Raw genomic sequence first — 23,237 nt, 5'->3', positions numbered from 1 at the left:
CCGGTGACCGCCGGGCACCCACTACGCGGGTGCCCGGCATGGCACGGCGGTGAGGCGATGCGGTCAGGGCTGGCCGACGTAGTCGACCACGACGGTCGCCTCACGGGCGGTCCAGCTGGTGGGCACCGGCGTGAACGTCACCTTCCCGGAGCCGTAGCACGGCAGCGTCGCGGTGACCGGGATCTCGGCCTTGACCCCGTAGTAGCGCAGCGTGAGCGCCCTCGCAACGGTTGACGGGTCGCCCAGGTCCACCGCGATCGTGGTGCCGCCGCTGCCGGTGTAGCCGGCGCTCGCCGCCGACGACGAGATCGCGACGGGCCGCACCTCAACGGTCTGCCCGGCGAGCGGATGACCGGTCTGTCCTGGGAATACCGGCCCGAAGCACGCCATCTTGATGGTCGCGTGGCCGGTCTGGCCGTTGACGAAACCGTAGAAGTACTGGTGGGGGCCGATGGGAGCGGGATCGACGACCTCGGCCGAGGCGGGGAGCGCGGTGGCCGCCACGAGGACGGCGGCGGCCAGGGGGACGAGGCGCGCTGCGGCGGTGCGGAACACGGGACCTCCGACTGACGACAGGACGGGGACGTGCGACCCGCACGGTAGGCCGGTCCTTCCGGCGGGTCAACGATCCCGCTCCCCACTCGATCCGGTGCTCAGGAGACGCGGCGGAACCGGTGAAAAGTTCACCCCCGCTCCTCGGGAACGCCGACTCCGCAGGGCCGCCGTATCCGGAGCGGCACGCCCCGTCCGCGGCATCCTGGCCGACCGGTCCTGCTTTGGGACAGCTCAGAGAGGCGGCGGAGATGCTGACGGGAGAGCCGGCCAACGACGAGGTGTGGCTGTGGGAGCTGGACCGCTACGGCGCCTCGTCGCGGCCGGGACTCGGGCACCTGGTCAGGGTCCCCTGGCCGACCCCCGCCGCGCTCGAGCGCGCTCTGACCTGCCTCATGTGCCCCTCCTGAGCGGCGGTCACGTTCGGCGCACTCGCCCTTTCCCGGCATGACGCGTTTCAAGGCCTCGCCGCATTTTGCAACGCTTCTGTAAGCGAACTGAAAGTCGTCTGAGATTGCCTTGCCCGGGAACGCGACGCCGGAGTGGCCGTTCCCGCGGAACCGGCATGGTCTGCCGGGCTCCTCACACTCCGCCGGCCGCGGCACCACCAGCGCGTGAACCGTAGTTGTGAAGAGCCGAAGGGGCATGATGCGGACGGCGACGACTCTGTCGATCTATGTCGAGCTGGCACGTGGTTCCGCCGAGTCGATGGCGGCCCAACTGTCCAGGCAGCTGAGGCAGGCCGTCCTGGACGGCCGCCTGCCGCCGGACACGCGCCTGCCGTCCAGCCGGACCCTCGCCGAGCTGCTGCGGGTGTCCCGGCCGGTGGTGCAGGAGGCCTATCGCACTCTGGAAGCCGAGAACCTGATAGAGAGCAGGCGCAGGTCGGGGACCTACGTCAGGCGGGCCGGGCCGGATAAGGCCGCCGGGGAGCCGTACCGGGGCAAGCCGCCCGCGGACCGGGTCCGCAGGACGCTCGTCGACCTGTCCCCCGACCAGCCGTCCGGGGAGGACTTCCCGGTGCCGGTGTGGCGGGCCGCGTGGCGCCGGGCCGCGCACCGGATCCCGGACGCGGTGGAGGTGCCCGGCGAGGCGGTGCTGCGCCGCGCGGTGGCCGCGCACCTGCGGGCGGTACGCGGCCTGGAGGCCGACCCGGAGAACGTGCTGATCACCACCGGTGTCCGCCAGTCGCTGGACATGGTGGCGGCGGTCGCGATACAGCCGGGCACCGTCGCGGCGGTCGAGGACCCCTGCCTGCCCACGGTGATCCGGCTGCTGCGCCAGCACGACGTCGTCACCGTGCCCGTGCCCGTGGACGCCGAAGGGGCGCTGGTGGAGGCCGTGCCCCGCGCCGCTGGGGCGGTCGTGGTGCGCCCCTCCCACCAGATGCCGCTGGGGGTGGAGCTGTCCCTGTCGCGGCGGCGCGCGCTGGTCGAGCTGGCCGTCACCCGCGGCGCGCTGATCGTGGAGGACGACCGGGACCACGACTTCACCGAGGCGATCCGGCCGCAGTCGTTGTGGGACCTTAGCCGGCACCGCACCGACGACGTCGTCTACGTGGGCTGCCTGTGCCGGCTGCTCCCGGACGTGGTGTGCACCGGCTACATCCTCGCCCGCGGACGCCGGCTGCGGCAGCTGGCCGAGCACCTGTCGCTGCGGCAGTCGGGCACGGTCGCGGTGGCGCAGCGCGCCGTGGCCGAGATGCTCGGCTCGGCCGAGACCCGGGCCCGCGTCGACCGGCTGCGTCACGCGTACCAGGCCAAGCGGCAACTCGTGGTGGAGGCCCTGACCGATCACCCTGCCGTGGAGCGGCTGAGCGGCACGCGGTCGGGGTCGCACGTGTACGTCGAACTGCGTCCCGACATGCCCGCCGGCCGGATCGCCCTGGCGTTGGAACGGCGGGGGATCGTGACGCCGACCACCGCGCGGTACGAGTGGAGCGGCCTGCTACGGCCTCGGAACGGTTTCCTCGTCAGCCACAACCACCTGACCGAGGCGGTGCTGTCCCGCACACTCGCGAAGATCACTCGCTGCCTGGACCACACGGTGCCCTGCCCCTGCTGACGCGGCGCGCGCACCTGTCCACTAAAGACCGTTAATGCCGGTCAACTGGCTATCCTCGTCCCTCCCGTATACGGGGCAGGATGAGAACAACGGCCAGGCCCGTCAACGTGGACGCGCTGGGAGCGACGCGTTGGCCGTGGGACGTGAGAAGGCGAACCCCCGCCCGCGTCGACGTCGACGCAGGCCCTCCTGTGGGTCCCCGCTCAGTGGCCATCCCGGCCCTTCCCACCCCGCGGCGCGATGTTCCGGCCCTCCCTGAGGCCGCAGAATCGAGTGCCCGAGAAAGGCCACGACATGCTCTTCCGCCTGCTGGGACGTGTTCAGGTCGGCCACGACGACGCGTCCCTGGCCATCGGATCGGCCCCGGTGAGGGGGCTGCTCGCCGCGCTGCTGCTCGAAGAGGGACGCTCGGTGCCGGTGGAGCAACTGATGAGATACCTGTGGGAGGACCCGCCCGGCTCGGCCCGCAAGAACCTGAGACTGCACGTCGCCCGGCTGCGTACCCGCCTGGCGGCCCTGGGGCTGCGCGACCGCCTGGTCACTCTCCGGGGAGGCGGCGGCGAGGGCGGCTACCGGCTGCTCGCCGTGCCCGAGGAGGTGGACGCGGTCATGTTCAGGCGGCTCGCCATGGAGGGCTTCGCCCGGCTGCGCGCCCGGCAACCCCGCGCGGCCGAGGAGGCGCTCAGCGGGGCCCTCGATCTGTGGCAGGGGCCGATCGGACAGGACTGCACCGCCTCGGAGCTGCTGCGGTCGCGGTTCACCGCCTTCGCCGAGCTGCACCTGACGGTGCGGGAGCGCCTGGTGGAGGCCCGCCTGGGCTTGGGCCGCACGACCGATCTCATCCCCGAGATCCTGGAGGTGCTGGGCGACGCCCCCTTCCGGGAGACCAGCTGGGCGCACCTCATGCGCGCCTGCTACCTGGGCGGCGACGTGGCCGGGGCGATCTCGGCCTGGGGGCGCGCCACGGCCGTGCTCGGCGGCCGGCTCGGCCTCGACCCGTCGGCCGAGCTGAACGGACTCCACGTCGCCGTGCTCCGCCGGGACGACGACGCCGTCCGGGGCGCCGTCGTCCCCCAGCCGGAGGCCGTCTTCTAGCGGCCCGAGGAGGCACGGTCGCACGACGAGGGCCGCGGGGAGGTCTTTCCCTCCGCGGCCCTTTCGCATGACTCCCGCCCCGGCTCTCAGCGCCTCCGGCCGCCCGCTGCCCGCGCGGGGAGAACGCGGACCACCTTCCCGACGAGGCCGGTGGCGGGGACGTAGCCGAAGTGCCGGGAGTCCGTGCTGTGGCCGGCGTTGTCGCCGAGCAGGACGAAGGCCCCCCGGGGCACGGCGGTCTCCCCCGCCGTACGGGGGACCCGGGCGGGGACGGGGTCGCCCGGCAGCGCGGCGACCCGCTTGACCACATAGCCCGTCCGGGGAGCGACAGCGACCCGGCTCGGCCCGAGGGCCGCCGCGCGCTTCGCCAGGACCCCGGAGACGTCGGCCACGACGACGTCCTCCCGCCGGACGCGGCCGGCGGGGACGCGCCGCACCAGCACCCGGTCGCCGGACCGGTAGGTGGGGCGCATGCTGTCCCCGGAGACGCTCACCATCAGCAGTCGCCTGCGCGCCCAGACCAGGCCCGCGACCACGCCCGCGGCGAGGGCGGCGACCAGGGTGAGGACGAACGGCAGCGGTGCGGCGGTCACCGGCCGAACTTCCCTCGCACCAGCTCCAGCAGGTCCTCGACCTGCGGGGGCAGCGGCTCCGCGTAGCCCTCGGCCTGCATGCGGAACAGGCCGGCGTAGACGCCGTCCAGGGCCATCAGCTCCTCGTGAGTGCCCTGTTCCGCGACCGCGCCGTCCGCCAGGACCACCAGCGTGTCGGCGTCCCGCAGGGTGTTGAGGCGGTGCGAGACGAGCACGCTGGTCCGCCCCGCCCGCCGCTCCCGCAGGGCGTGGTGGATGCGGTACTCGGCCTCGGCGTCCAGGCCGGAGCTGGGCTCGTCGAGGATCATGAGGTCGCGCCCGGCCCGCAGATGCGCGCGGGCCAGGGCCAGCCGCTGCCACTGCCCGCCGGACAGGGTGACCCCCGTCTCGCCGGCGGCGTCGCCGTCCTCCTGGTCGTCCCCCTGGAAGAAGAGCCGGGACAGCAGGGTGTCGTAGGAGTCCGGCAGCGCGGTGACGAACTCGTGGGCCCCGGCGTCCCGCGCCGCCGCGGCGATGCGGTCCCGGTCGCCGAGACAGGCCAGGTCCCCCAGGCCGATGTTCTCCGCCGCTGTCAGGTCGTATTCCATGTAGTCCTGGAAGACCGCGCTGATCCGGGACCGCAGCTCGGCCGGGTCCAGGTCCCGCAGGTCCACCCCGTCCCACAGGATCGCCCCGCGCTCCGGGTCGTACATCCGGCACAGCAGCTTGACGAGGGTGCTCTTGCCCGCGCCGTTGCGGCCGACCACACCCACGGTGCGACCGTGCGGGATGGTGAGGTTCAGCCCGCGCAACGTCCAGGGGTGGCCGGGCGAGTAGCGGAACCACACGTCGCGGAACTCGATGCCGCGGGCCAGCGGGGCGGCCTCCCTGGGGCTCGCGGGCACCGGCAGGTCGGACCCTGCGGACAGGACCTCGCGAAAGTGCGTGAAGAGCAGGAGCTGCTGGTGCGACCGGGCGATCCCGTCGACGATGGCCAGGCCCGCCGCCTGCACCCCGGCCACCGCCGCCACCAGCAGGGAGACGTCGCCGACGGTGACGCGGCCGCCCGCCGCCGCGAGCACCGCCCAGATCGTCGCCCCGCCCGCCACCGCGGCGCCGAGCAGGCTGGTCAGCCCCTGCGCGTGCAGTTCCCGGCGGTCCTGCCGCCGGTTCTCGCCGTCGGCCCGGCGGCGCTGGGCCGACATGCGCTCGCGCAGGTGGGCGCCGATGCCGAACAGCCGGATCTCCTTGGCGGCCTGGGCGTCGGTCAGCAGGTCCCGGAAGAAGATCTCCCGGCGCTCCACGGGGGTCAGCCGCCAGTGGAGGCCGGCCCGGCGGCGTGCCAGCCGCAGCTCCACGCAGAGCACCGGTGCGGCGGAGGCGAGCACCAGGACGGGCATCCACGGCGAGAAGACCAGCAGCGAGCCGAGGAACCCCAGTCCGGTGACGACGGCGCCCGCCGTGGACAGCGCGCCGGCGACGACCACGCCCGGGGTGGTGCCGCCGTGCTGCAGCGCCATCCGCAGCCGGTTGAGGAAGGCCGGGTCCTCGAACCTGGCCATGCCCACGAACCGCTCGGTCACCGCGAACAGCCGCTCCTGCGCCAGCAGGCCGACCCGGCGGCCGGTCTCGGCCGAGGTGTACCGGAGGACGTGCGGCACCAGCGCCATGACCAGCCCGGCGGCGGCCAGGGCGACACCTGGCCCGAGCACCGCCCCGGCGCCGCCCCGGGCCGTGACACCGTCCAGGAGCAGCTTGGTCAGCCACGCCACCGCGACCGGCGCCACCGCGCCCAGCACCGTGAACACCACGAACACGCCCGTGTGCAGCCGGCCGGCCCGCCAGGTCATCCGCAGGGCCTCGACGATCCCGCCCACCGTCAGACCTCCGCCGGATCGAGGAACAGGTGCTCCAGGCCGGACCCGGAGGCGTTGACCACGCCGCCCGGGTCGACCAGCGCCAGCGCGGGGTACGCCCTGACTCCCAGCGCCTCACCCACCGGCCCGCTCCGATCCGGCTCCACCACCACGGTGGCGATCTTCTCGAGCAGCCGGATCTTGTCGGCGAGGTCGCCGGCGTCGCCGACGAGCAGCGCCAGCACCCGCGCGCCGTCGCCGGGGAAGGCCGCCGCGAGCTCCGCGAACTCCGGCAGGCGCTCCTCGCACGCCTGGCAGCCCGCGGTGAACGCCCCGACCAGCGTGGTGCCCCCGGCGAAGAACTCGTCGCCGACCGGCTCACCGCGCACCGTGTGCCCGCGGAACGTGCCCACCCGCTCGCCGGCGGCGCGCATCGCGCGCGAGGGCTTGTACACGGTCTGCCAGGGCCCCGGACCGGAGCCCCCGGCCCGCAGGCCGTCGTACGCGCGAAGACGGCGGATCACGCCCGCCGTCAGCAGAAGATTGAGTACGCCGACGAGACCGGCGAACGACACTGCGAAGATCGACACGAGGACTCCCACGTCTCAGGTATTGGCATTCACACCCGCGCGAACGCCGCCCGGATCACACCTCGTGTGATCCGGGCGGCGGGTCACCGCGCACGGCGAATCACGGCCGGAACCGGGAACCTCGGCTTGTGCGTCTCACCGCGAATTCGCTCCGGTTTCCCGCGGCTTCCGATCGGTCAGCAGCCGCCCGACTTCTGGATGTAGAAGGTCCGGGCGTCGAAGTCGATGCAGATGCTCGTCGTGACGGTCTTGACGGGGAAGGGGTAGCCACCGCAGGTGACGTTCTCGCTGAAGACGGGCTTGCACTGCGGAGCCATGGCTTGCGCCTCGGCCGCGGGAACCACCGCGCTCAGCATCCGGTCGGTGAGCGACTCGAGAGTCCGGATCATCAATCGCACCTCTTTCATGTTTCCTCCCTTTTCAGGAAGGGGCCGGTTTGTCCGACACCGGAAACACTAGGAATGACGTGCATGGGAAAGGCATGCGTTCGACACCCCCGGCGCATTCAGCGGCGCATGGACGCGGCCATGACCGCGGTCATGGTTTTCCCGGCGGCCGGTCACATTCGCGCCGCGGAGATCTAGGGTCGAGTCATGGCGCGTTTCGACTGGTTGCGCGACGCCGACCGGCCGTTCCTGTTGAACGTCGCGTTCTGGGCGATGGCGGCCCTGCTGACCATCGGCCTCGCGGAGGCGGTCGCGACCGGCCGCGGCAGCGGCATGCCGGAGTACGTGCTGTTCGCCGCCAACCTCGCGCTGGTCGCGGCACTCTGGCCGGCGCTGCCGTGGCAGCGGGCGGCGCGCCGCCGTTGGGTGGCGCCGCTGTTCCTGGCGGCGACGCTCGCGCTGGGAGTCACGGGGTCCGTCGAGACGCACATGCCCCTGGTCCTCATCGCGATGGCCAACCTCGCCTTCGTGTACGGCATGCGCGTCGCGACCGCTCTCCTGTCCTGCGTCACGGTCCTGTGCGCGGTCGTGCCGCTGCTCACGGGCAGACCGGCCACGGAGGGCCTCGCCCAGGCCGCCACGATGGCGGTGTTCTCCGCGGTCGGCCTGGGCATGGCGGCGTCCACTCTGGAGGCGCGGCGCAGGCGCGAGGAGGCCCAGGGGTTGCTGGAACGCATCAGGGAGCTGGCCGTCGCCGAGGAGCGGGCGCGGATGGCGGCGGAGATGCACGACTCGGTCGGCCACCACCTCACGGTCATCAAGATGGGCCTGGAGAACGCCGAGCGCTTCCGCGAGCGCCGCCCCGAGGCCGCCTGGGCGGAGGTCCGCCAGGCCAAGGAGCTCACCGCGGAGGCGCTGACCGACGCGCGGCGCTGGGTGCGCGCGCTGCGGCCGCTCGCGCTGGACGGCCGCGTCGGCAGCGCCGCGCTCGAACGGCTCGCGGCGTCGTTCGACGGCACCGGGATCAGCGTGAGCTTCGAGGTGCGGGGCGAGGAGCGGCGGCTGGAGCCCGACACCGAGCTCGTCCTCTACCGGGTGCTGCAGGAGGGGCTCACCAACGCGCTGCGGCACGCGAAGGCGGAGCACGTGCGCGGCACGCTCGCCTTCGGCGACGGCCGTGTCGTCCTCATGGTCAGTGACGACGGGAAGGGCAGGGACGACCGGCCGGCCGGCGGCTTCGGGCTGACGTCGCTGGCGGAGCGGGCCAGGGCCCTCGGCGGCACGCTGGCCGGCGCCAACAGACCGGGCGGAGGCTTCGAGTTGCGCGCGGAGCTGCCGTCGTCGGAGGTGCGGGCATGACCCCGGTCAGGGTCGTGCTGGTGGACGACCAGGCGCTGCTGCGCGAGGGGCTGCGCAAGCTGCTCGAGGTCGAGGACGGCATCGAGGTCGTGGGTGAGGCGGCCGACGGGCACGAGGCGCTGCGGGTGATCGCCGGCCGTCGCCCGCACGTGGCGCTGGTGGACATGCGCATGCCGGGCATGAACGGCGTGGAGCTGATCGGCCGCCTGGCCGCCGAGCACCCGGAGGTGGCGGTCGTCGTGCTCAGCACGTTCGACGAGGACGAGTACATCTTCGGCGCGCTGCGCGGCGGCGCGACCGGCTACCTGCTGAAGGACTGCTCGCCGGAGGAGCTGGTCTCGGCCGTGCACCGGGTGAGCCGCGGGGAGACCGTGCTGGGCAGCCCCGTGGCGGCCCGCCTGGTCGCCGAGCTGCGGCACCTGCCGGTGAGCCCGGTCGCCTTCCGCGGGCAGGAGCTGCTGTCCGCCCGCGAGGTGGAGGTGGCGCGGATGGTCGCCGCCGGGGCCGCCAACAGGGAGATCGCGGCGCGGCTGTTCATCACCGAGGGGACCGTCAAGAACCACGTGTCCAGCGTGCTGCGCAAGCTGGGCCTGCGCGACCGGATCCAGCTCGCCCTGCACCTGCGTCCCTGAACCGGCGGCCCCCCCTGCCGGGGGAGCCGCCGGAAACGCGTCACCAGGAGGCGGGCTTGCCCTTCTGGAACAGCCACACGTCGAAGAACGCCTTCAGGTCCATGCCCGAGACCTTCTCCGCCGCCGTGACGAAGTCGGCGGTGCTCGTGTTGCCGTACCGGTGCTGCGCCGCCCAGTCCTTGATCAGCGTGAAGAAGGCGGTGTCGCCGATCTTGCCGCGCAGCGCGTGCAGCGTCATCGCGCCGCGGTTGTACGGCACGTTGCCGAACATGTCCTCGGGGCCGGGGTCGGCCGTGACGATCTGCCAGAACGACGAGGTCGCCGCCCGGCCGTAGTTGCTCGCGCCGTTGAACGTCTGCTGGGCGGTGGCGCCCCCGGTGTGCTCGGTCCACAGCCAGGTCGCGTACGTCGCGAAGCCCTCGTTCAGCCAGATGTCGGACCACTTTCCGACGCTCACGCTGTCGCCGTACCACTGGTGCGCGAGCTCGTGCGCCATCGTGCCGACGCTGGGCGCGCTGGAGAAGATCGGCTTGGTCTGGCTCTCCAGGGCGTAGCCGACGTTCGGCGCACGGTCGATGATGGCGCCCGCCTGGTTGAACGGGTACGGCCCGAAGATCGAGGAGAAGTACTCCAGGATGTCGGGGATCCGCGCGACGGCCGCGGCCGACTGGGTCACCAGGCGCGGGTCCACGGCCGTGTAGACCGGGATCCCGCTCGGCGTGGTCGTCTCGTTGACGACGAAGTTCCCCAGGGTCACCGTGGCGAGGTAGGTCGCCATCGGCTCGGCCGAGTCCCACACGAACGTCGTCTCGCCGTTCGCGGTCGTCTTGGACACCAGGCGGCCGTTGCCGACCACCGTGACGCCCTCGGGGACGGTCGCACGGAAGGTGAAGGTCGCCTTGTCGGCGGGGCTGTCGTTGGAGGGCAGCCACGCCGGCGCGCCCTGCGGCTCGCCCGGCACGAAGACGCCGTCGTCGGTCGGCACCCAGCCCTCGATCGAGCCGTCGGGGTCGGTGATGACCGGCGGCGTCCCGGCGTACGACACCGTGACCGTGAAGGTCTCCCCGGTCTTGAGCTTCGGCCGCGGGGTGACGACGAGCTCCTGCCCGTCCCGCCGATAGCCGGCCGGGTGCTTGCCCACCTTCAGCGACGTGATCTCCGGGCCGCGGAAGTCCAGGTCGAACTGGTCGAGGTCCTGGGTGGCGACCGCGGTGATCACCGTCGTGGCGTCCATGACCTTGGTGGCGGGGTCGTAGGAGAACGTCACGTCGTAGTGCCGCACGTCGTAGCCGCCGTTGCCCTGGTCGGGGAAGTACGGGTCGCCGAGCGAGGGGGCGCCCGCGGAGTAGCGCGGTTCCCCGGGGTTCCCGGGAGCCGCGAGAGCCGTGGTCGCCTGGGTCGCGGTGAGCAGCGCGGCCGCGAGCGCGGCGCCGCCGATCCGCGTCGCCCGGCGCGAACGGGACGATGTCATGGGAGTCCTTTCATGGGGCCGAGCGGCCGGGGGGCGGCCGCTCGGCCCGGTTTCCTGCGTGGGATCAGGCGACGACGGAGCGGAGCGGGATGCCCGCCGCGCCGAGGTCGCGGACCAGGTCGCGGACGAACGGGTGCTCGTCGGCGGACAGGCCGTCGGGGTTCGGGATGGTGACGTAGGACGAGCCGTCCGCGGACGCGGTCAGCGCCGTGTCCGTGTAGCGCTCGACCACCGCGCGGGTCCGCGCGAGGTCGGCGTCGGCCACCTGGACGACGATCGGCCGCCACTCCCCGCCGAGGTTCGGCGGCTCCTCCGTCGCCGCCGCGTCGACGCGCAGCGGATCCGGGACCGGGGCGATCCGCTGCTTCGCCTGCGGCGATGGCTGCGACGCGCCCGCCGGGTACAGCAGCGCGTTGGCGAGCAGGTGGATGCCGTTCTCGTTGTACGCCCGGAACAGCGGGTTGTAGGCGAACAGCACGGCGCGTCCGGCGCCGGTCGGCTCGTCGACCAGGGAGACGGTGCCCTTGAGCGCCTCGGCGCCCACGGTGTAGCCGTTGGACCAGAACGTGTCGTCGGAGGGGTAGGTGAGCACGTTCACCCCGGTCTGGCTGGGGCTGAGGATGGGGTCGCCGTTGTTGAACTGGAAATCCTCCGCCGGTCGGCCGAGGGACACCGGGGTGCCGGGGGTCACGTCGACCCGGAAGTGCGAGCCGATGACCTGGTAGCCGGTCGGCTTGGCCTTCTCGGTCGTGGAGGTGAGGCCGGCGGCCCGGGCGACCCGGGTGCCCTCGTTGCGCAGCCCGACGTACGTGCCGCCCGCGGCCACCCACTGCCTGAGGTTGGCCAGGCCCTGCGCGGTCAGCCCGCCGTTGGAGCTGCTGCCGTCCGGGACGAGCAGCACGGTCCGCTCGGTGAAGGCCGGGGTGTTGCCGTTGACGTCGGCCGTGGTCACCGGCGTGAGCCCGAGGCCCCAGCGGTCGCCGAGCACGTAGCGGGCCTCGCCGTACGACCCGGAGGTGGTGGAGACGCCGGTGCCGGCGAACAGGCCGACGTCGGGCGTGCGCAGCGCGGCGCCGGCGGCCGGGGCGGCGCCGCCCTCGACCGTCACGCCCAGCGAGCGGGCGAGCTTGTCCAGCTCGCCGCGGTTCATCGCCGTGGCGGGCAGGCTGACGACCCCGCTGCCGGCGTCACGCGTGAGCGGCACGCCCGCGCCGAGCAGCCGGAAGGTCAGCTCGGAGGCGGCGGCCGAGTCCATCGGGTAGGAGTAGGACCCGCCCCGGGGCGCGGCGGAGGCGACGCCGCCGTCGACGTCCTTGACGAGGGTGGCCTTCGGCGACAGCTCGTCGCCGGTGGAGATGGCGTTCACGCCCGCGAGCAGGGGGTTGCTCCAGGAGGAGACGTCGTAGAAGTAGGGGAACGGGACGTACGGGTCCTCTCCCATGACCGCCTGGATCCAGTGCTTCTGCGGCTGGTCCATCGGAATCCAGTAGGCCCCTTCGGGGACCGTCACGTCGCCGGCCGTCCGGCCGCCGAAGACCCGCGCGGAGGGCACCTTCACGGGCTTGCTCACCCGGTAGACCTCGACGTCCATGCGGCGCAGCCGCTCCACCAGCCGGCGCACGTCGCCGAGCTGCCGGTCGGGCAGCAGGAAGTACGACCGGATCGTGATGTCGGGCACCGGGAACCGGACCGTATTGGACGGCTGGACGACCTCGTTCGGCTCCAGGGCGCCGGCGGCCCCCTCGGCGAGCGCGGTCTGCCAGATCTTGAAGTAGCCGTCCAGGACCTCGCGCCTGTTGTCGGCGGCCCAGCCGGTCGTCGCCCACTGGGTGTTGAACTGCTGCTGCACCCGGTCCTCGACCGCCGACGAGCTGCCCTTCTCGAACGTCATCCCGGCGGCGCCGAAGCCGGCGGCCGGGACCGTGTCGCCGTAGCCCATGTAGAACAGGTCGTAGGTCGCGTAGTTGAAGTAGCACTCGGTGGTGACCGCGCCGCCGCAGGCGCCGTTGTAGCCGAAGCCCGCGGCGTTCGCCGCGCCGATGCGGTTGATCCAGTCCACCGGCTGGTCGGCGATCTCGTGGTGGATCGGGTCGGCGTTGGGCGGGAAGAAGTACTGCCGCCCGCCCATCTCGTGCGCGTCGACGAAGACCTGCGGCGGGAACCGGCGGAGCATCTCGATCTTGCCGTCGGTCTCCGGCTGGGTGCGGGCGAACCAGTCCCGGTTGAGGTCGAAGCCGTACTCGTTCTGCCTGCGGTTCGCGTCGCGGCCGTCCGGGTTCTGGGTCGGCATGATGACCGTGACCAGGTTGTCGTTGCGCTTGGCGACGTCGCAGGACAGGCCGCCGGCCAGCTCGTACAGCGTCTTGAGGGCGGCGTCGGCGCCACTCTTCTCGCCGCCGTGGACGTTGCCGGCGATCCAGACGATGGCGGGCGAGTCGGCGGCGATGCGCGCCGCCTTGTCCGCCTTCAGCGACCTCGGGTCGCGCAGCGAGCGGATCTGGTCCGCGATCTTCTTGAGCTGCCCCGGGACCATGTTGTGGGAGTCGGACACGATGGCGTACGGCAGGTCCTGGCCGGTGACGCTGTGCGCCACCGTGCCCGTGACCACGCGGTCCGAGGCGCCTGCCACGGCGTCCACGTACTTCTTGATCTCTTCGGTCGTGAGCACCCGGGGCTGTCCCTTGCCCAGGGGGAAGCCGAAGAACTGCTCCGGAGCGGGCACTCCGGCCAGGTGGGCGTTCGGGTCGGTGTCGCACCGCGCGGGCGCCTTGCCGGCCGGGCCGGCCTGCGCGGGGGACGCCGGCGTCAGCGTGAGCACGGCCGACATCAGGACCGCGGCGCCGAACGCGATGCCGTAGGGGGATCTTCCGCACAACGTCGTGCGTAACCGCATCTCGCCTCCAGGCGGGGGGACGGGGGGATGTCTCGGGAGGAGCACCCATCCGGGAAACGACAAAGTCACTGCGGACAGTATTAGAACGGAATAAACCGGACAAGACGCGCGAAATATAACCGCACCGCGACGGAAAGTGTGAGAAGCCGCGTTTTCGCATGTCGTCGCGCCGCCGCCCGACCGAATCCTCCTTATATAACGTCCGATAACAAGTGGGCATCGGGTTCGCCCGTCGTTCACCGCGCGCTTCTTCCGGTCTCGCGAGGTTCGGGGCGGACTGCCGCGCGCCGGCCTGTGGGACCATTCAGGAGATTTGGAGGAGGACAGGGTGGACGAGGAGCGTCGGGTGGCGGGCAGGTACCACCTGCTCGAACCGATCGGCCGCGGGGGCATGGGCGTCGTCTGGCGTGCCCACGACGACCTGCTCGACCGTACGGTGGCCGTGAAAGAGGTGCTCTACCACCCCACCTCGGAAGAGGACAGGGAGACCTTCAACCGGCGCACCATCCGGGAGGCGCGGGCGGCCGGCCGCATCGACCACCCGAACGTCGTCGTCGTCCACGACGTGATCGAGGAGGACGGCCGTCCCTGGATCGTGATGCAGCTGGTGCAGTCGCAGTCACTGGGCCAGGTGCTGCGCGACCAGGGCACGCTCCCGCCCGCCCGGGTCGCCGCGATCGGCCTGCAGGTGCTCGACGCGCTGTGCACCGCGCACGCCGCGGGAGTGCTCCACCGGGACGTCAAGCCGGAGAACGTGCTGCTCAACGGGGAGACCCGGGTGGTGCTCACCGACTTCGGCATCGCGACGATGCCGGAGGAGGCCGGGCTGACCATGACCGGCGGCATCACCGGCACCCCCGCGTTCATGCCGCCGGAGCGGCTGAACGGCCACCCCGCGACCCCCGAGTCCGACCTGTGGTCCCTCGGCGCCACGCTGTACGCGGCGGTCGAGGGCAGGACTCCGTTCGACCGCAACTCCCCCGTGGCCACGATGGCGGCCATCCTGCACGACGAACCGGCCCCGCCCCTGCGAGCGGGCGCACTGACGCCGGCGCTCGAGGGCCTGCTGCGCAAGGACCCGGCCCGGCGCATCGGCGCGGCCGAGGCAGCCGCCCTGCTCAACGCGGCCCTGTCGGCCGGGCAGGAGCCCCTTCCCCCCGGACCGGGGCCCGAGCCCGGCCCCTGGAACGGCGCGCCGACCGGGCAGCCGTCCGCGGGCCCGTGGCCGCAGACCCCCTCCGGTCCCCAGCAGCCCTACGGCGGCCCCTGGAACAGTTCGCCGTCCATGCCGGGGCAACCGGCGCAACCGGGGCAGCCCGGCGCCTGGAGCCAGAGCCCGGCCGGCCCCCCGCCGCCGTACGGCGCCCATCCGTACGGCGGCCAGACGTTCCCGCCGGGAGGCCACCCCGGCACGCACACCGCACCGGGTGCGCGCCCCGCGAAGCGCGGCTCCGCCGCCAGGGTGACCCTGTTCGTCCTGTTACCACTGCTGCTCGTGGCCCTCGCCGCGGGCGGCTGGTACGGCTACAGCACGCTGAACGGAGGCGGGACCGCCGCCGAAGACCTCACGCCGACGGGCTACGGCCCCACCACGGGCTCGGATGCCACCTCGGGCGACGCCGAGCCTACTCCGGAGCCCTCGGCGACACCGACCGAGGAGCCGTCGGAGGAGCCGTCGGAGGAGCCGTCCTCGGAGCGCCCCACGCCGACGGCGGCCGCGCTGCCCGCCGGATGGAAGGTCCATCGCGACCCGCTCGGCTTCTCGATCGCCCTGCCCTCCGGCTGGGTCCCGTACGGCAGGGAGGCCACCCGGGTGCGCTTCCACCACCCGAGCGGGCGTGACTACCTGCAGGTGGACCTGACCCCGTGGGAGACCACCGACCCGATGGCCGCGGTGCGCACGGTGGAGGCGGCCTCGACCAAGAAGGGGTACCTGCGCGGCTACGAGCGCATCGGCATCACGTCCGCGGAATACCTCGGTGTGCCCGCCGCGGACTGGGAGTTCACGCACCAGACCGACGCCGGCAGGGTACGGGTGCTCGACCGCGCCTTCAGGCTCGACGACGGCCGCTGCGTCGCCCTCTACTGGCAGGTCTCCGACTCCCGATGGACTTCCGGTTTGTCCTATTTCCGCGTCTTCGAGCGCACCTTTCGCCCGAAATAACGATTCGGTTAAGATCCGCAGGTCGCGGGCGATTTCGCCCCTGAAGAGCAACGATGTCGCATGCGTTCGCCCAAGTGGGGTAGCGCGACAAGCATGGCTGAAGCGCAGACCTCCGAACGTGTCGTGGCAGGACGCTATCGCCTGATCGAGCCGCTGGGGCGGGGCGGCATGGGCACCGTGTGGCGAGCCGTCGACCAGGTGCTCGAACGGGAGGTCGCCGTCAAGGAGCTACTCGCGTCAGCCGAGCTCACCGGCCCGGAGCGGGAGGTCTTCACGATCAGGACCTTCCGCGAGGCCAGGGCCGCCGGGCGGTTGAGCCATCCGAGCGTGGCGGCAGTGTACGACGCCTTCGAGGAGAACGGCTACCCCTGGATCGTCCTGGAACTGATCCCGTCCCGGACGCTCGGGTCGGTCATCCGCGACGAGGGCCCCCTGCCGCCCCGGCGGGCCGCGGAGATCGGGTCGCAGGTGCTGGCCGCGCTGCGCGTCGCCCACGCGAACGGGGTGCTGCACCGGGACGTCAAGCCCGACAACGTGCTGCTCGCCGACGACGGCCGGGTCGTGCTGACGGACTTCGGCATCGCCGCGATGGAGGACGACTCGCCGGTCACCCGCACCGGCATGCTGATCGGCACCCCGGCGTTCATCGCCCCGGAGCGGGCGGCGGGCCGGCAGGCGCAGCGGGCGTCGGACCTGTGGTCGCTCGGGGTGACGCTGTTCATGGCCGTCGAGGGGCGCTCGCCGTTCAACCGGGGCCACGCGCTGGCGACGCTGGCCGCGGTCATGTACGAGGAGGCCGGCCCGATGCACAACGCCGGCCCGCTGGCGCCGGTCATCGAGGGCCTGCTGGTCAAGGACCCGGACCTCAGGATGAGCGCGGACTATGCCGCGCAGCACCTGCACGCCGTGGCCACCGGCCAGGTGACCGGCCCGGTCGTGCCGCGCCCGCGGCACCCGCCCAGGCTCGCCCGGCTGATGCCCGGGTTCGAGGGCACCGCGCCGGCTCCCGCGCCCACTCCCGCGCCTCTGCCCGGGATCACCCCGGCGCCGACCCCGGTCCCCGCCCACGTGCCGGTGGAGGGACGCCGCAGCCCCTGGGCGCTGGCGGCGGGCTCAGGGGTCCTCGTCGCGCTCGTCGGCCTGGCGGCGGGCACCGTCGCGTTCGCGACCGCCCGGCCTCCGGCCGACCCCCGGGGGACCACCGTGGTGAGCACGCCCACGGTGACGGTCTTCGCGACCAGGACCCCCGAGGCCGTCGAGACCGCCAAGAGCGGCAGGCGGACCGAGAGCCGCGAGGCGGAGAGGAAGACGGCCACCCAGCCCGTGGCGAACTCCGGGAGCCGTCCGGACGACCGCGGCCGGCCGGGGAACGGGCCCGGCGGAAATCCGGCCGGCGATCCCGGCGGCGCGAAGCCCAAGGAGAAGCCCAAGGGGAAGCCCGACGAGGACGCGTCCAAGCCCAAGGGCTCCGGCCAGGCGAACCACCCCGGCAACGGATCCGGCAACGGGTCGAGCAAGGGGCAGCCCTCCGCACCCAAGTCCGGGAAGGGCGGCGGATCCGTCGCGCCGACCCAGGGCAAGAGTGGAGGCCCGGGAAAAGGCGAGGGCCACAAGGCCGCCACGGACGAGCACACCGGTGACATCCCCGACGGCTACACCCAGCCGGAGAACGACTGGGACGCGTGACGGGCCCCCGTCAGCCCTCGTCCGCGAGGATCTCCAGCGCGCGGGCCAGGTCGCCGGGGTAGTCGCTGGTGAAGGTCATCCACTCCCCCGTCGCCGGGTGCTCGAACGACAGTGAGACCGCGTGCAGCCACTGCCGGCTCACGCCGAGACGGGCGGCGAGGGTGGGGTCGGCGCCGTACATCAGGTCGCCCACGCACGGATGCCGGAGCGCGGCCATGTGGACCCGGATCTGGTGGGTCCTGCCGGTCTCCAGCTTGATGTCGAGCAGCGACGCCGCCCGGAACGCCTCGATCGTGTCGTAGTGCGTGACCGAGTCCTTGCCCCCGGCCACCACCGCGAAGCGCCCGTCGCCCGACGGATGCCGGTCGATCGGAGCGTCCACGGTGCCGCGCAGCGGGTCCATGTGCCCCTGGACGAGCGCGTGGTAGCGCTTGTCGACGGTGCGTTCCTTGAACGCCCGCTTGAGGTGCGAGTAGGCCCGCTCGCTCTTGGCGACGACCATCACGCCGGTGGTGTTGGCGTCGAGCCTGTGGACGATGCCCTGGCGCTCGGCCGCGCCGCTCGTGGACACCCGGTGGCCGGCGCCGAGCAGGCCGCCGATCACGGTGGGGCCGGTCCAGCCGACGGTCGGGTGCGCCGCGACGCCGATCGGCTTGCTCACGACGACGATGTCGTCGTCCTCGTGCAGGATCGTCATGCCCGGGACGGGCTCGGCCACGGGCATCGGCGCCGCGGGGGGCGGCGGGATCGTGACGTCCAGCCAGGCCCCGGCGTGGACGCGGTCGGACTTCGCCGGGACGGCGCCGTCGACCAGCACGTCCCCCGAGGCGATCAGTTCGGCCGCGCGGGTGCGGGAGAAGCCGAACAGCCGGGCCAGGGCGGCGTCGAGACGCTCACCCTCCAGGCCGTCGGGGACGGGCAGGCTGCGCTGGTCACCCATCGGCCCGCTCCCCCGCCCGCTCGCCGGTCTGCTCGTCCGCGTGCTTCTCGGGCTGCTCGTCCGTCTGGCGGGTGCCGTCGATCTGGTAGCCGCGCCAGGCGAGGAACACGGCGAGCACGCCACCGCACACGATGGCCGAGTCGGCGACGTTGAACACCGGGAACCGCGTGACGGGGAACACCTGGATGAAGTCGACGACGTGCCCCTGGAACGGCGCCGGCGACCGGAAGACGCGGTCGGTCAGGTTGCCGACCGCGCCGCCCAGCAGCAGGCCGAGCGTGATCGCCCAGGGCAGGCTGCGCAACTGCCGCGCCGTACGCACGATCGCGACGACGACGGCCAGCGCGATCACCGTGAACACGATCGTCATGCCGGTGCCGATGCTGAAGGCGGCGCCGGCGTTGCGGATCACGGTCAGCACGAGCGCGCCGGGAACGACGGTGAGTGGCTCCTCGTGCTCCAGGAACTCCACGACCAGGAACTTGCTGACCTGGTCGAGCACGTAGACGACCGCGGCCAGGACGGCGAGAAGGGCGATCCTCCGCGCCCGGTTGGCCCTCGCCGGGTCGGCGCCGCTCAGCGGCGCTCCTCCCGCTGCTTGCACACTACGCACAGCGTCGCTCTCGGGAATGCCCTCAGGCGCTCCTTGCCGATCGGCTTGTGGCACGATTCGCACTCTCCGTAAGTCCCTGCCTCGACGCGGGCGATCGCCCGCTCGTTCTGCGCGAGCAGGTCGCGCGCATTCAGGGTAAGGGCGATCTCACGCTCACGCTCATACGTCTTGGCCCCGGCATCGGCCGGATCGTCCCCCGCGCCCTGGCTCACGTCACCGGACGCGAGCTGCTCCTCCGCCCTGGCGATGTCGGCGCGCAACTCCTCGATCTCGTGCCGCAGCCGCTCGCGGACCTCGGCGAGCTCCTCCTCGGACCAGACGTCCTCACCGATGGCGGTTCTCGCCGTGCGCGTCGTCATTGCGGGCCTCCCCTTCGCCCAGGAACCCTTCGAGCCCATGCCCCTCGGGGCAGGGCGCACATAGGGCCGGTCCGGGCAGAATAAGTCGCCGATAACGGATCGGCAACGGACTCGCCGAGGCTTTTACCCCACCCGTACCCGGATGACGTATTCGGCCAGCTCCTCCTCGTCGCCCCCAATTTCGATCTCTTTGTCGCGACTGGTGCCGCCGGAGAGGAGTCGTACATCACCCGTGCGCACCCCGCAGGGCGTCCTCCCCCGTATTCCCACGACGAGCCGGGTCTCACCCGGATCGTCGCCCGTATATCGGGAAGCCCTCGCGGCCGGGTTGCGTTATCGTCTTAGTCTGCAAGGCGTTGATGGGGACGAGTACCTCCACATCCGCCCGCTCAGCGACCCGGGGACGGTGTGAGCCCGGGGCGGGCCGTGGAGGGAAGATCACCCCGGAGCCGCCGGAGGAAAGGCCGTCCCGGCCGAGTAGAACCGGCAGCGGAGAGAAAACGAGAGGGCGCCCGCCACCGGCCGGGCGTCAAGAAGGGTGGTACCGCGGAGCCGTCTGGCGGCTTCGTCCCTTCACGCCATGTCAGCAGCGCTGTCACAGCCACCGCGTGGAGGTTCCGCCCGACGATGTCTTCCCATCACTTCCGCTCACTTCCCGCGCAGGTCGACCTGCCGGCCCTCGAGCACGAGGTCCTCGAACGCTGGCGGGACGGGAAGGTCTTCGAGCGCTCGCTGGAGCAGAACGCCGGCGGCCCGTCCTGGGTGTTCTACGAGGGCCCGCCCACCGCCAACGGCATGCCCGGCGTGCACCACGTCGAGGCCCGCGTCTTCAAGGACGTCTTCCCCCGCTACAAGTCGATGCGCGGCTACCACGTCCCCCGCAAGGCCGGCTGGGACTGCCACGGCCTGCCCGTCGAGGTCGCCGTCGAGAAGGAACTCGGCCTGTCCGGCAAGCCCGAGATCGAGTCGTACGGCATCGCCGAGTTCAACGCGCGCTGCCGCGAGTCGGTGCTGCGGCACGTGGACGCGTTCGAGGAGATGACCGAGCGGATGGGCTACTGGGTCGACATGTCCCAGGCCTACCGCACCATGGACCCCCAGTACGTCGAGGCCGTCTGGTGGTCGCTCAAGGTCGTCTGGGACAAGGGCCTGCTGTTCCGCGACCACCGCATCACGCCGTACTGCCCCCGTTGCGGTACCGGCCTGTCCGACCACGAGCTCGGCCAGCCCGGCGGCTACGAGACCGTCTCCAGCCCGTCGGTGTACGTGCGGATGCCCGTCGTGTCCGGCCCGCCGGCCGAGCTGGGCGCCTCGCTGCTGATCTGGACCACCACGCCCTGGACCCTGGTGTCCAACACCGCGGTCGCCGTGCACCCCGACGTGACGTACGTCGCGGCCCGGCGCGGCGACGAGGTGCTCGTGGTGGCCGAGCCGCTGCTGCGGCGGGTCCTCGGCGAGGACGCCGAGGTGCTGGCCACCTACAAGGGCTCCGAGCTGGAGCACACCGCCTACCGGCGCCCCTTCGACCTGGTGGACATCGAGGATGCCCACTACGTCGTGCTCGGCACGTACGTCACGGTCGAGGACGGCACCGGCCTGGTCCACCAGGCCCCCGCCTTCGGCGCCGACGACATGACGGTCTGCAAGCGGTACGGCCTGCCCGTGGTCAACCCGATCGGCCCGGACGGGCGGTTCCTGCCGGACGTGCCGTTCGTGGGCGGCCTGTTCTTCAAGGACGCCGACGAGCCGCTCACCGACAACCTCCGCGAGCGCGGCCTGCTGTTCCGCGGCGAGCACTTCGAGCACAGCTACCCGCACTGCTGGCGCTGCCACACCCCGCTGCTCTACTACGCGCTGCCGTCCTGGTACATCAGGACCACGGAGATCAAGGATCGGCTCCTCGCGGAGAACGAGCGCACCAACTGGTTCCCCGAGACCATCAAGCACGGCCGGTACGGCGAGTGGCTCCGTAACAACGTCGACTGGGCGCTGTCGCGGTCCCGCTACTGGGGCACGCCGCTGCCGCTGTGGGTCTGCTCCCGGGACGAGGAGCACGTCACCTGCGTCGGCTCGCTGGAGGAGCTGGGCGAGCTGGCGGGCCGCGACCTGACCGGGCTCGACCCGCACCGCCCGTACGTCGACGACGTGACCTTCCCCTGCCCGGCGTGTCAGGCGGAGGCGCGGCGCGTGCCCGACGTGATCGACGTCTGGTACGACTCGGGCGCCATGCCGTTCGCGCAGTGGGGCGCGCCGCTGGTCAACAAGGAGATCTTCGAGAGCTCCTTCCCCGGCCAGTTCATCTGCGAGGCGATCGACCAGACCCGCGGCTGGTTCTACTCGATGATGACCGTCGGCACGCTGGTGTTCGACCGGTCGTCGTACGAGAACGTGCTCTGCCTCGGCCTGATCCTCGCCGAGGACGGCCGCAAGATGAGCAAGCACCTGGGCAACGTGCTGCGGCCGATGCCGCTGATGGACCAGCACGGCGCCGACGCCCTGCGCTGGTACATGGCCACCTCCGGCTCTCCCTGGGCCCCGCGCAGGATCGGCCACGCCGCGCTGGAGGAGATCGTCCGCAAGGTCCTGCTGACCTACTGGAACACCGCGTCGTTCTTCGCGCTCTACGCCAACGCCGAGTCGTGGTCCCCGGCCCGGATGGCCGAGGCCCCGGCGTACGCCGAGCGGCCGCTGATCGACCGGTGGGCGCTGGCGGAGCTGCACCGTACGGTGGCCGAGGTCACCGCGTCCATGGAGGAGTTCGACACCGCCCGGGCCGGTCGCCGGCTCACCGAGTTCCTGGACGACCTGTCCAACTGGTACGTCCGCCGCTCGCGCCGCCGCTTCTGGTCCGGTGAGGCGTCCGCCTTCGCGACGCTGTACGAGTGCCTGGAGACCGTCACCCGGCTCATGGCCCCGCTGGTGCCGTTCCTCACGGACTACCTGTGGGACGTGCTGCGCGACCCGGACGCCCCGGCGTCGGTGCACCTGGCCGCCTGGCCCGAGGTGAACTCCGCGCTGCTCGACCCCGAGCTGTCGGAGTGGATGGCGCTGGTGCGCCGGCTGGTCGAGCTGGGCCGTTCGGCCCGCGCGTCCTCGTCGGTCAAGACCCGCCAGCCGCTCGGCCGGGCGCTGGTCGGCGCCCCCGGCTGGGCCGCGCTCCCCGCCGAGCTGCGCGAGCTGATCGCCGACGAGCTGAACGTCCAGCGGCTGGAGGACCTGTCCGGGTTCTCCGCCGACCTGGTGACGTTCACGGTCAAGCCCAACTTCCGCAGCCTCGGCAAGCGGTTCGGCTCGCAGACCAAGCTCGTCGCCGCCGCCGTGTCGGCGGCCGACCCGGCGGCGCTGGCCCGGGCCCTGCGCTCGGGCGGGACCGCGACGGTCGAGGCCGGGGAGCTGGGCACGGTGGAGCTGGGCGCGGACGACGTGATCGTGACCGAGCAGCCCAAGTCGGGCTGGGCCGTGGAGACCGGCGCGGTGGACACCGGCACCGGCGAAACCGTGGCCCTGGACCTGGCGATCACCGACGAACTGCGCCGGGCAGGCCTGGTCCGCGACGTGGTCCGGCTCGTCCAGGAGGCCCGCAAGTCCACCGGGCTGTCCATCACCGACCGCATCGACCTGTGGTGGTCGGCCGACGGCGAGCTGGCCGAGGCGCTGCGCGGAGCCGCCGGCGCCGTGGCCGACGAGGTGCTCGCCTCCCGGATCGCGGAAGGCGCCCCGGACGAGGACCTGCCGGTCCACGAGGACGCCGACCTCGGCCTGTCCTTCCGCCTCCGCAAGGCCTGAGTCAGGCTGTCGCCCGATGTCACCGGGGCCGGTCCACGGCCCCGGTGACGCGACGCCGGAAATATCGGGAAACTCACACCGAGATCACCCTCTCCTCGTACAGCCTTGTGCTGTCTCCTGTCGGAACTTATTGTCATGAATCGAGTCAACGCTGACTCGACTCGGCACGACGTCTCCGCCCAACGCGGCCGCGTGATCGTGAGAGCCGCATCCAGGAGC

Annotated in this window: 18 protein-coding genes; 8 read left to right on the top strand and 10 right to left on the bottom strand. The window is 72.4% G+C overall.

The features are described 5' to 3' along the window. Positions 1–63: 63 nt before the first annotated feature. Complete coding sequence (locus tag HHX41_RS03235; protein ID WP_169978432.1) at positions 64–555, bottom strand: hypothetical protein; 492 nt, start codon at positions 553–555, stop codon at positions 64–66. A gap of 248 nt (positions 556–803) precedes the next feature. Between HHX41_RS03235 and HHX41_RS03230 the strand changes: the two genes are divergently transcribed. The 3 genes from HHX41_RS03230 (at position 804) to HHX41_RS03220 (ending at position 3,711) form a co-directional block, all read left to right on the top strand. Further along, positions 804–962, top strand: coding sequence for a hypothetical protein (locus HHX41_RS03230; RefSeq protein WP_182904711.1), 159 nt, complete (start codon positions 804–806; stop codon positions 960–962). A gap of 235 nt (positions 963–1,197) precedes the next feature. Next, complete coding sequence (locus HHX41_RS03225; RefSeq protein WP_182904710.1) at positions 1,198–2,616, top strand: PLP-dependent aminotransferase family protein; 1,419 nt, start codon at positions 1,198–1,200, stop codon at positions 2,614–2,616. Between the two features lie 273 nt (positions 2,617–2,889). Continuing rightward, positions 2,890–3,711: an AfsR/SARP family transcriptional regulator gene (locus HHX41_RS03220; protein ID WP_182904709.1), complete on the top strand. Its 822-nt coding sequence runs from the start codon at positions 2,890–2,892 to the stop codon at positions 3,709–3,711. A gap of 86 nt (positions 3,712–3,797) precedes the next feature. On the opposite strand, the gene HHX41_RS03215 is transcribed toward HHX41_RS03220, so the two are convergent. The 4 genes from HHX41_RS03215 to HHX41_RS03200 form a co-directional block, all read right to left on the bottom strand. Next, on the bottom strand, positions 3,798–4,304 hold the full coding sequence (locus HHX41_RS03215; RefSeq protein WP_182904708.1) for a S26 family signal peptidase: 507 nt from the start codon (positions 4,302–4,304) through the stop codon (positions 3,798–3,800). Next, positions 4,301–6,160, bottom strand: a complete 1,860-nt coding sequence (locus HHX41_RS03210; RefSeq protein ID WP_182904707.1) for an ABC transporter ATP-binding protein — start codon at positions 6,158–6,160, stop codon at positions 4,301–4,303. The genes HHX41_RS03215 and HHX41_RS03210 overlap by 4 nt, the downstream gene beginning before the upstream one ends. A gap of 2 nt (positions 6,161–6,162) precedes the next feature. Then, positions 6,163–6,729 carry a redoxin domain-containing protein gene (locus tag HHX41_RS03205; protein WP_182904706.1) on the bottom strand — a complete coding sequence of 189 codons (567 nt, stop codon included), beginning with the start codon at positions 6,727–6,729 and terminating at the stop codon, positions 6,163–6,165. A 176-nt stretch (positions 6,730–6,905) separates the two neighbouring features. Then, complete coding sequence (locus HHX41_RS03200; RefSeq protein ID WP_182904705.1) at positions 6,906–7,118, bottom strand: hypothetical protein; 213 nt, start codon at positions 7,116–7,118, stop codon at positions 6,906–6,908. Positions 7,119–7,322: 204 nt separating this feature from the next. On the opposite strand from HHX41_RS03200, the gene HHX41_RS03195 reads away from it, so the two are divergent. Both HHX41_RS03195 and HHX41_RS03190 read left to right on the top strand, forming a co-directional pair. Beyond that, on the top strand, positions 7,323–8,474 hold the full coding sequence (locus HHX41_RS03195) for a sensor histidine kinase (protein ID WP_182904704.1): 1,152 nt from the start codon (positions 7,323–7,325) through the stop codon (positions 8,472–8,474). Further along, positions 8,471–9,106, top strand: coding sequence for a response regulator transcription factor (locus tag HHX41_RS03190; protein WP_182904703.1), 636 nt, complete (start codon positions 8,471–8,473; stop codon positions 9,104–9,106). Before HHX41_RS03195 ends, HHX41_RS03190 begins: the two co-directional genes overlap by 4 nt. A gap of 40 nt (positions 9,107–9,146) precedes the next feature. Here HHX41_RS03190 and HHX41_RS03185 read toward each other — a convergent pair whose 3' ends face one another. Beyond that, on the bottom strand, positions 9,147–10,577 hold the full coding sequence (locus HHX41_RS03185; protein WP_169978442.1) for a M1 family metallopeptidase: 1,431 nt from the start codon (positions 10,575–10,577) through the stop codon (positions 9,147–9,149). Between the two features lie 64 nt (positions 10,578–10,641). Next, entirely contained in the window at positions 10,642–13,470 is a 2,829-nt protein-coding gene (locus HHX41_RS03180) for a M14 family zinc carboxypeptidase (protein ID WP_220503641.1), read from the bottom strand. A gap of 328 nt (positions 13,471–13,798) precedes the next feature. Between HHX41_RS03180 and HHX41_RS03175 the strand changes: the two genes are divergently transcribed. After that, the gene (locus tag HHX41_RS03175) at positions 13,799–15,634 is read left to right on the top strand and encodes a serine/threonine-protein kinase (RefSeq protein ID WP_182904702.1); all 1,836 of its coding nucleotides are present in this window, start codon (positions 13,799–13,801) and stop codon (positions 15,632–15,634) included. Positions 15,635–15,727: 93 nt separating this feature from the next. After that, on the top strand, positions 15,728–17,320 hold the full coding sequence (locus HHX41_RS40155; protein ID WP_182904701.1) for a serine/threonine-protein kinase: 1,593 nt from the start codon (positions 15,728–15,730) through the stop codon (positions 17,318–17,320). 10 nt (positions 17,321–17,330) lie between these two features. On the opposite strand, the gene HHX41_RS03165 is transcribed toward HHX41_RS40155, so the two are convergent. From HHX41_RS03165 to HHX41_RS03155, 3 genes are read right to left on the bottom strand one after another with little or no spacing between them, the layout of a single operon-like run. Next, the gene (locus HHX41_RS03165) at positions 17,331–18,260 is read right to left on the bottom strand and encodes an RluA family pseudouridine synthase (protein WP_169978448.1); all 930 of its coding nucleotides are present in this window, start codon (positions 18,258–18,260) and stop codon (positions 17,331–17,333) included. Then, a complete protein-coding gene (lspA, locus tag HHX41_RS03160) occupies positions 18,253–18,864 on the bottom strand; it encodes a signal peptidase II (RefSeq protein WP_310741744.1) in 612 nt (203 codons plus the stop codon). The genes HHX41_RS03165 and lspA overlap by 8 nt, the downstream gene beginning before the upstream one ends. Next, on the bottom strand, positions 18,837–19,232 hold the full coding sequence (locus HHX41_RS03155) for a TraR/DksA C4-type zinc finger protein (RefSeq protein WP_182904700.1): 396 nt from the start codon (positions 19,230–19,232) through the stop codon (positions 18,837–18,839). Before HHX41_RS03155 ends, lspA begins: the two co-directional genes overlap by 28 nt. 627 nt (positions 19,233–19,859) lie before the next feature. Between HHX41_RS03155 and ileS the strand changes: the two genes are divergently transcribed. Continuing rightward, positions 19,860–23,018: an isoleucine--tRNA ligase gene (gene ileS / locus HHX41_RS03150; protein ID WP_182904699.1), complete on the top strand. Its 3,159-nt coding sequence runs from the start codon at positions 19,860–19,862 to the stop codon at positions 23,016–23,018. Positions 23,019–23,237: the final 219 nt, after the last annotated feature.

It is taken from the genome of Microbispora sp. H13382 (assembly GCF_014161445.1).
In the GTDB taxonomy this organism is placed as follows: domain Bacteria; phylum Actinomycetota; class Actinomycetes; order Streptosporangiales; family Streptosporangiaceae; genus Microbispora.
Note: the sequence above shows the minus strand (reverse complement) of the source record. Positions and strands in the feature narration are given on the sequence as shown.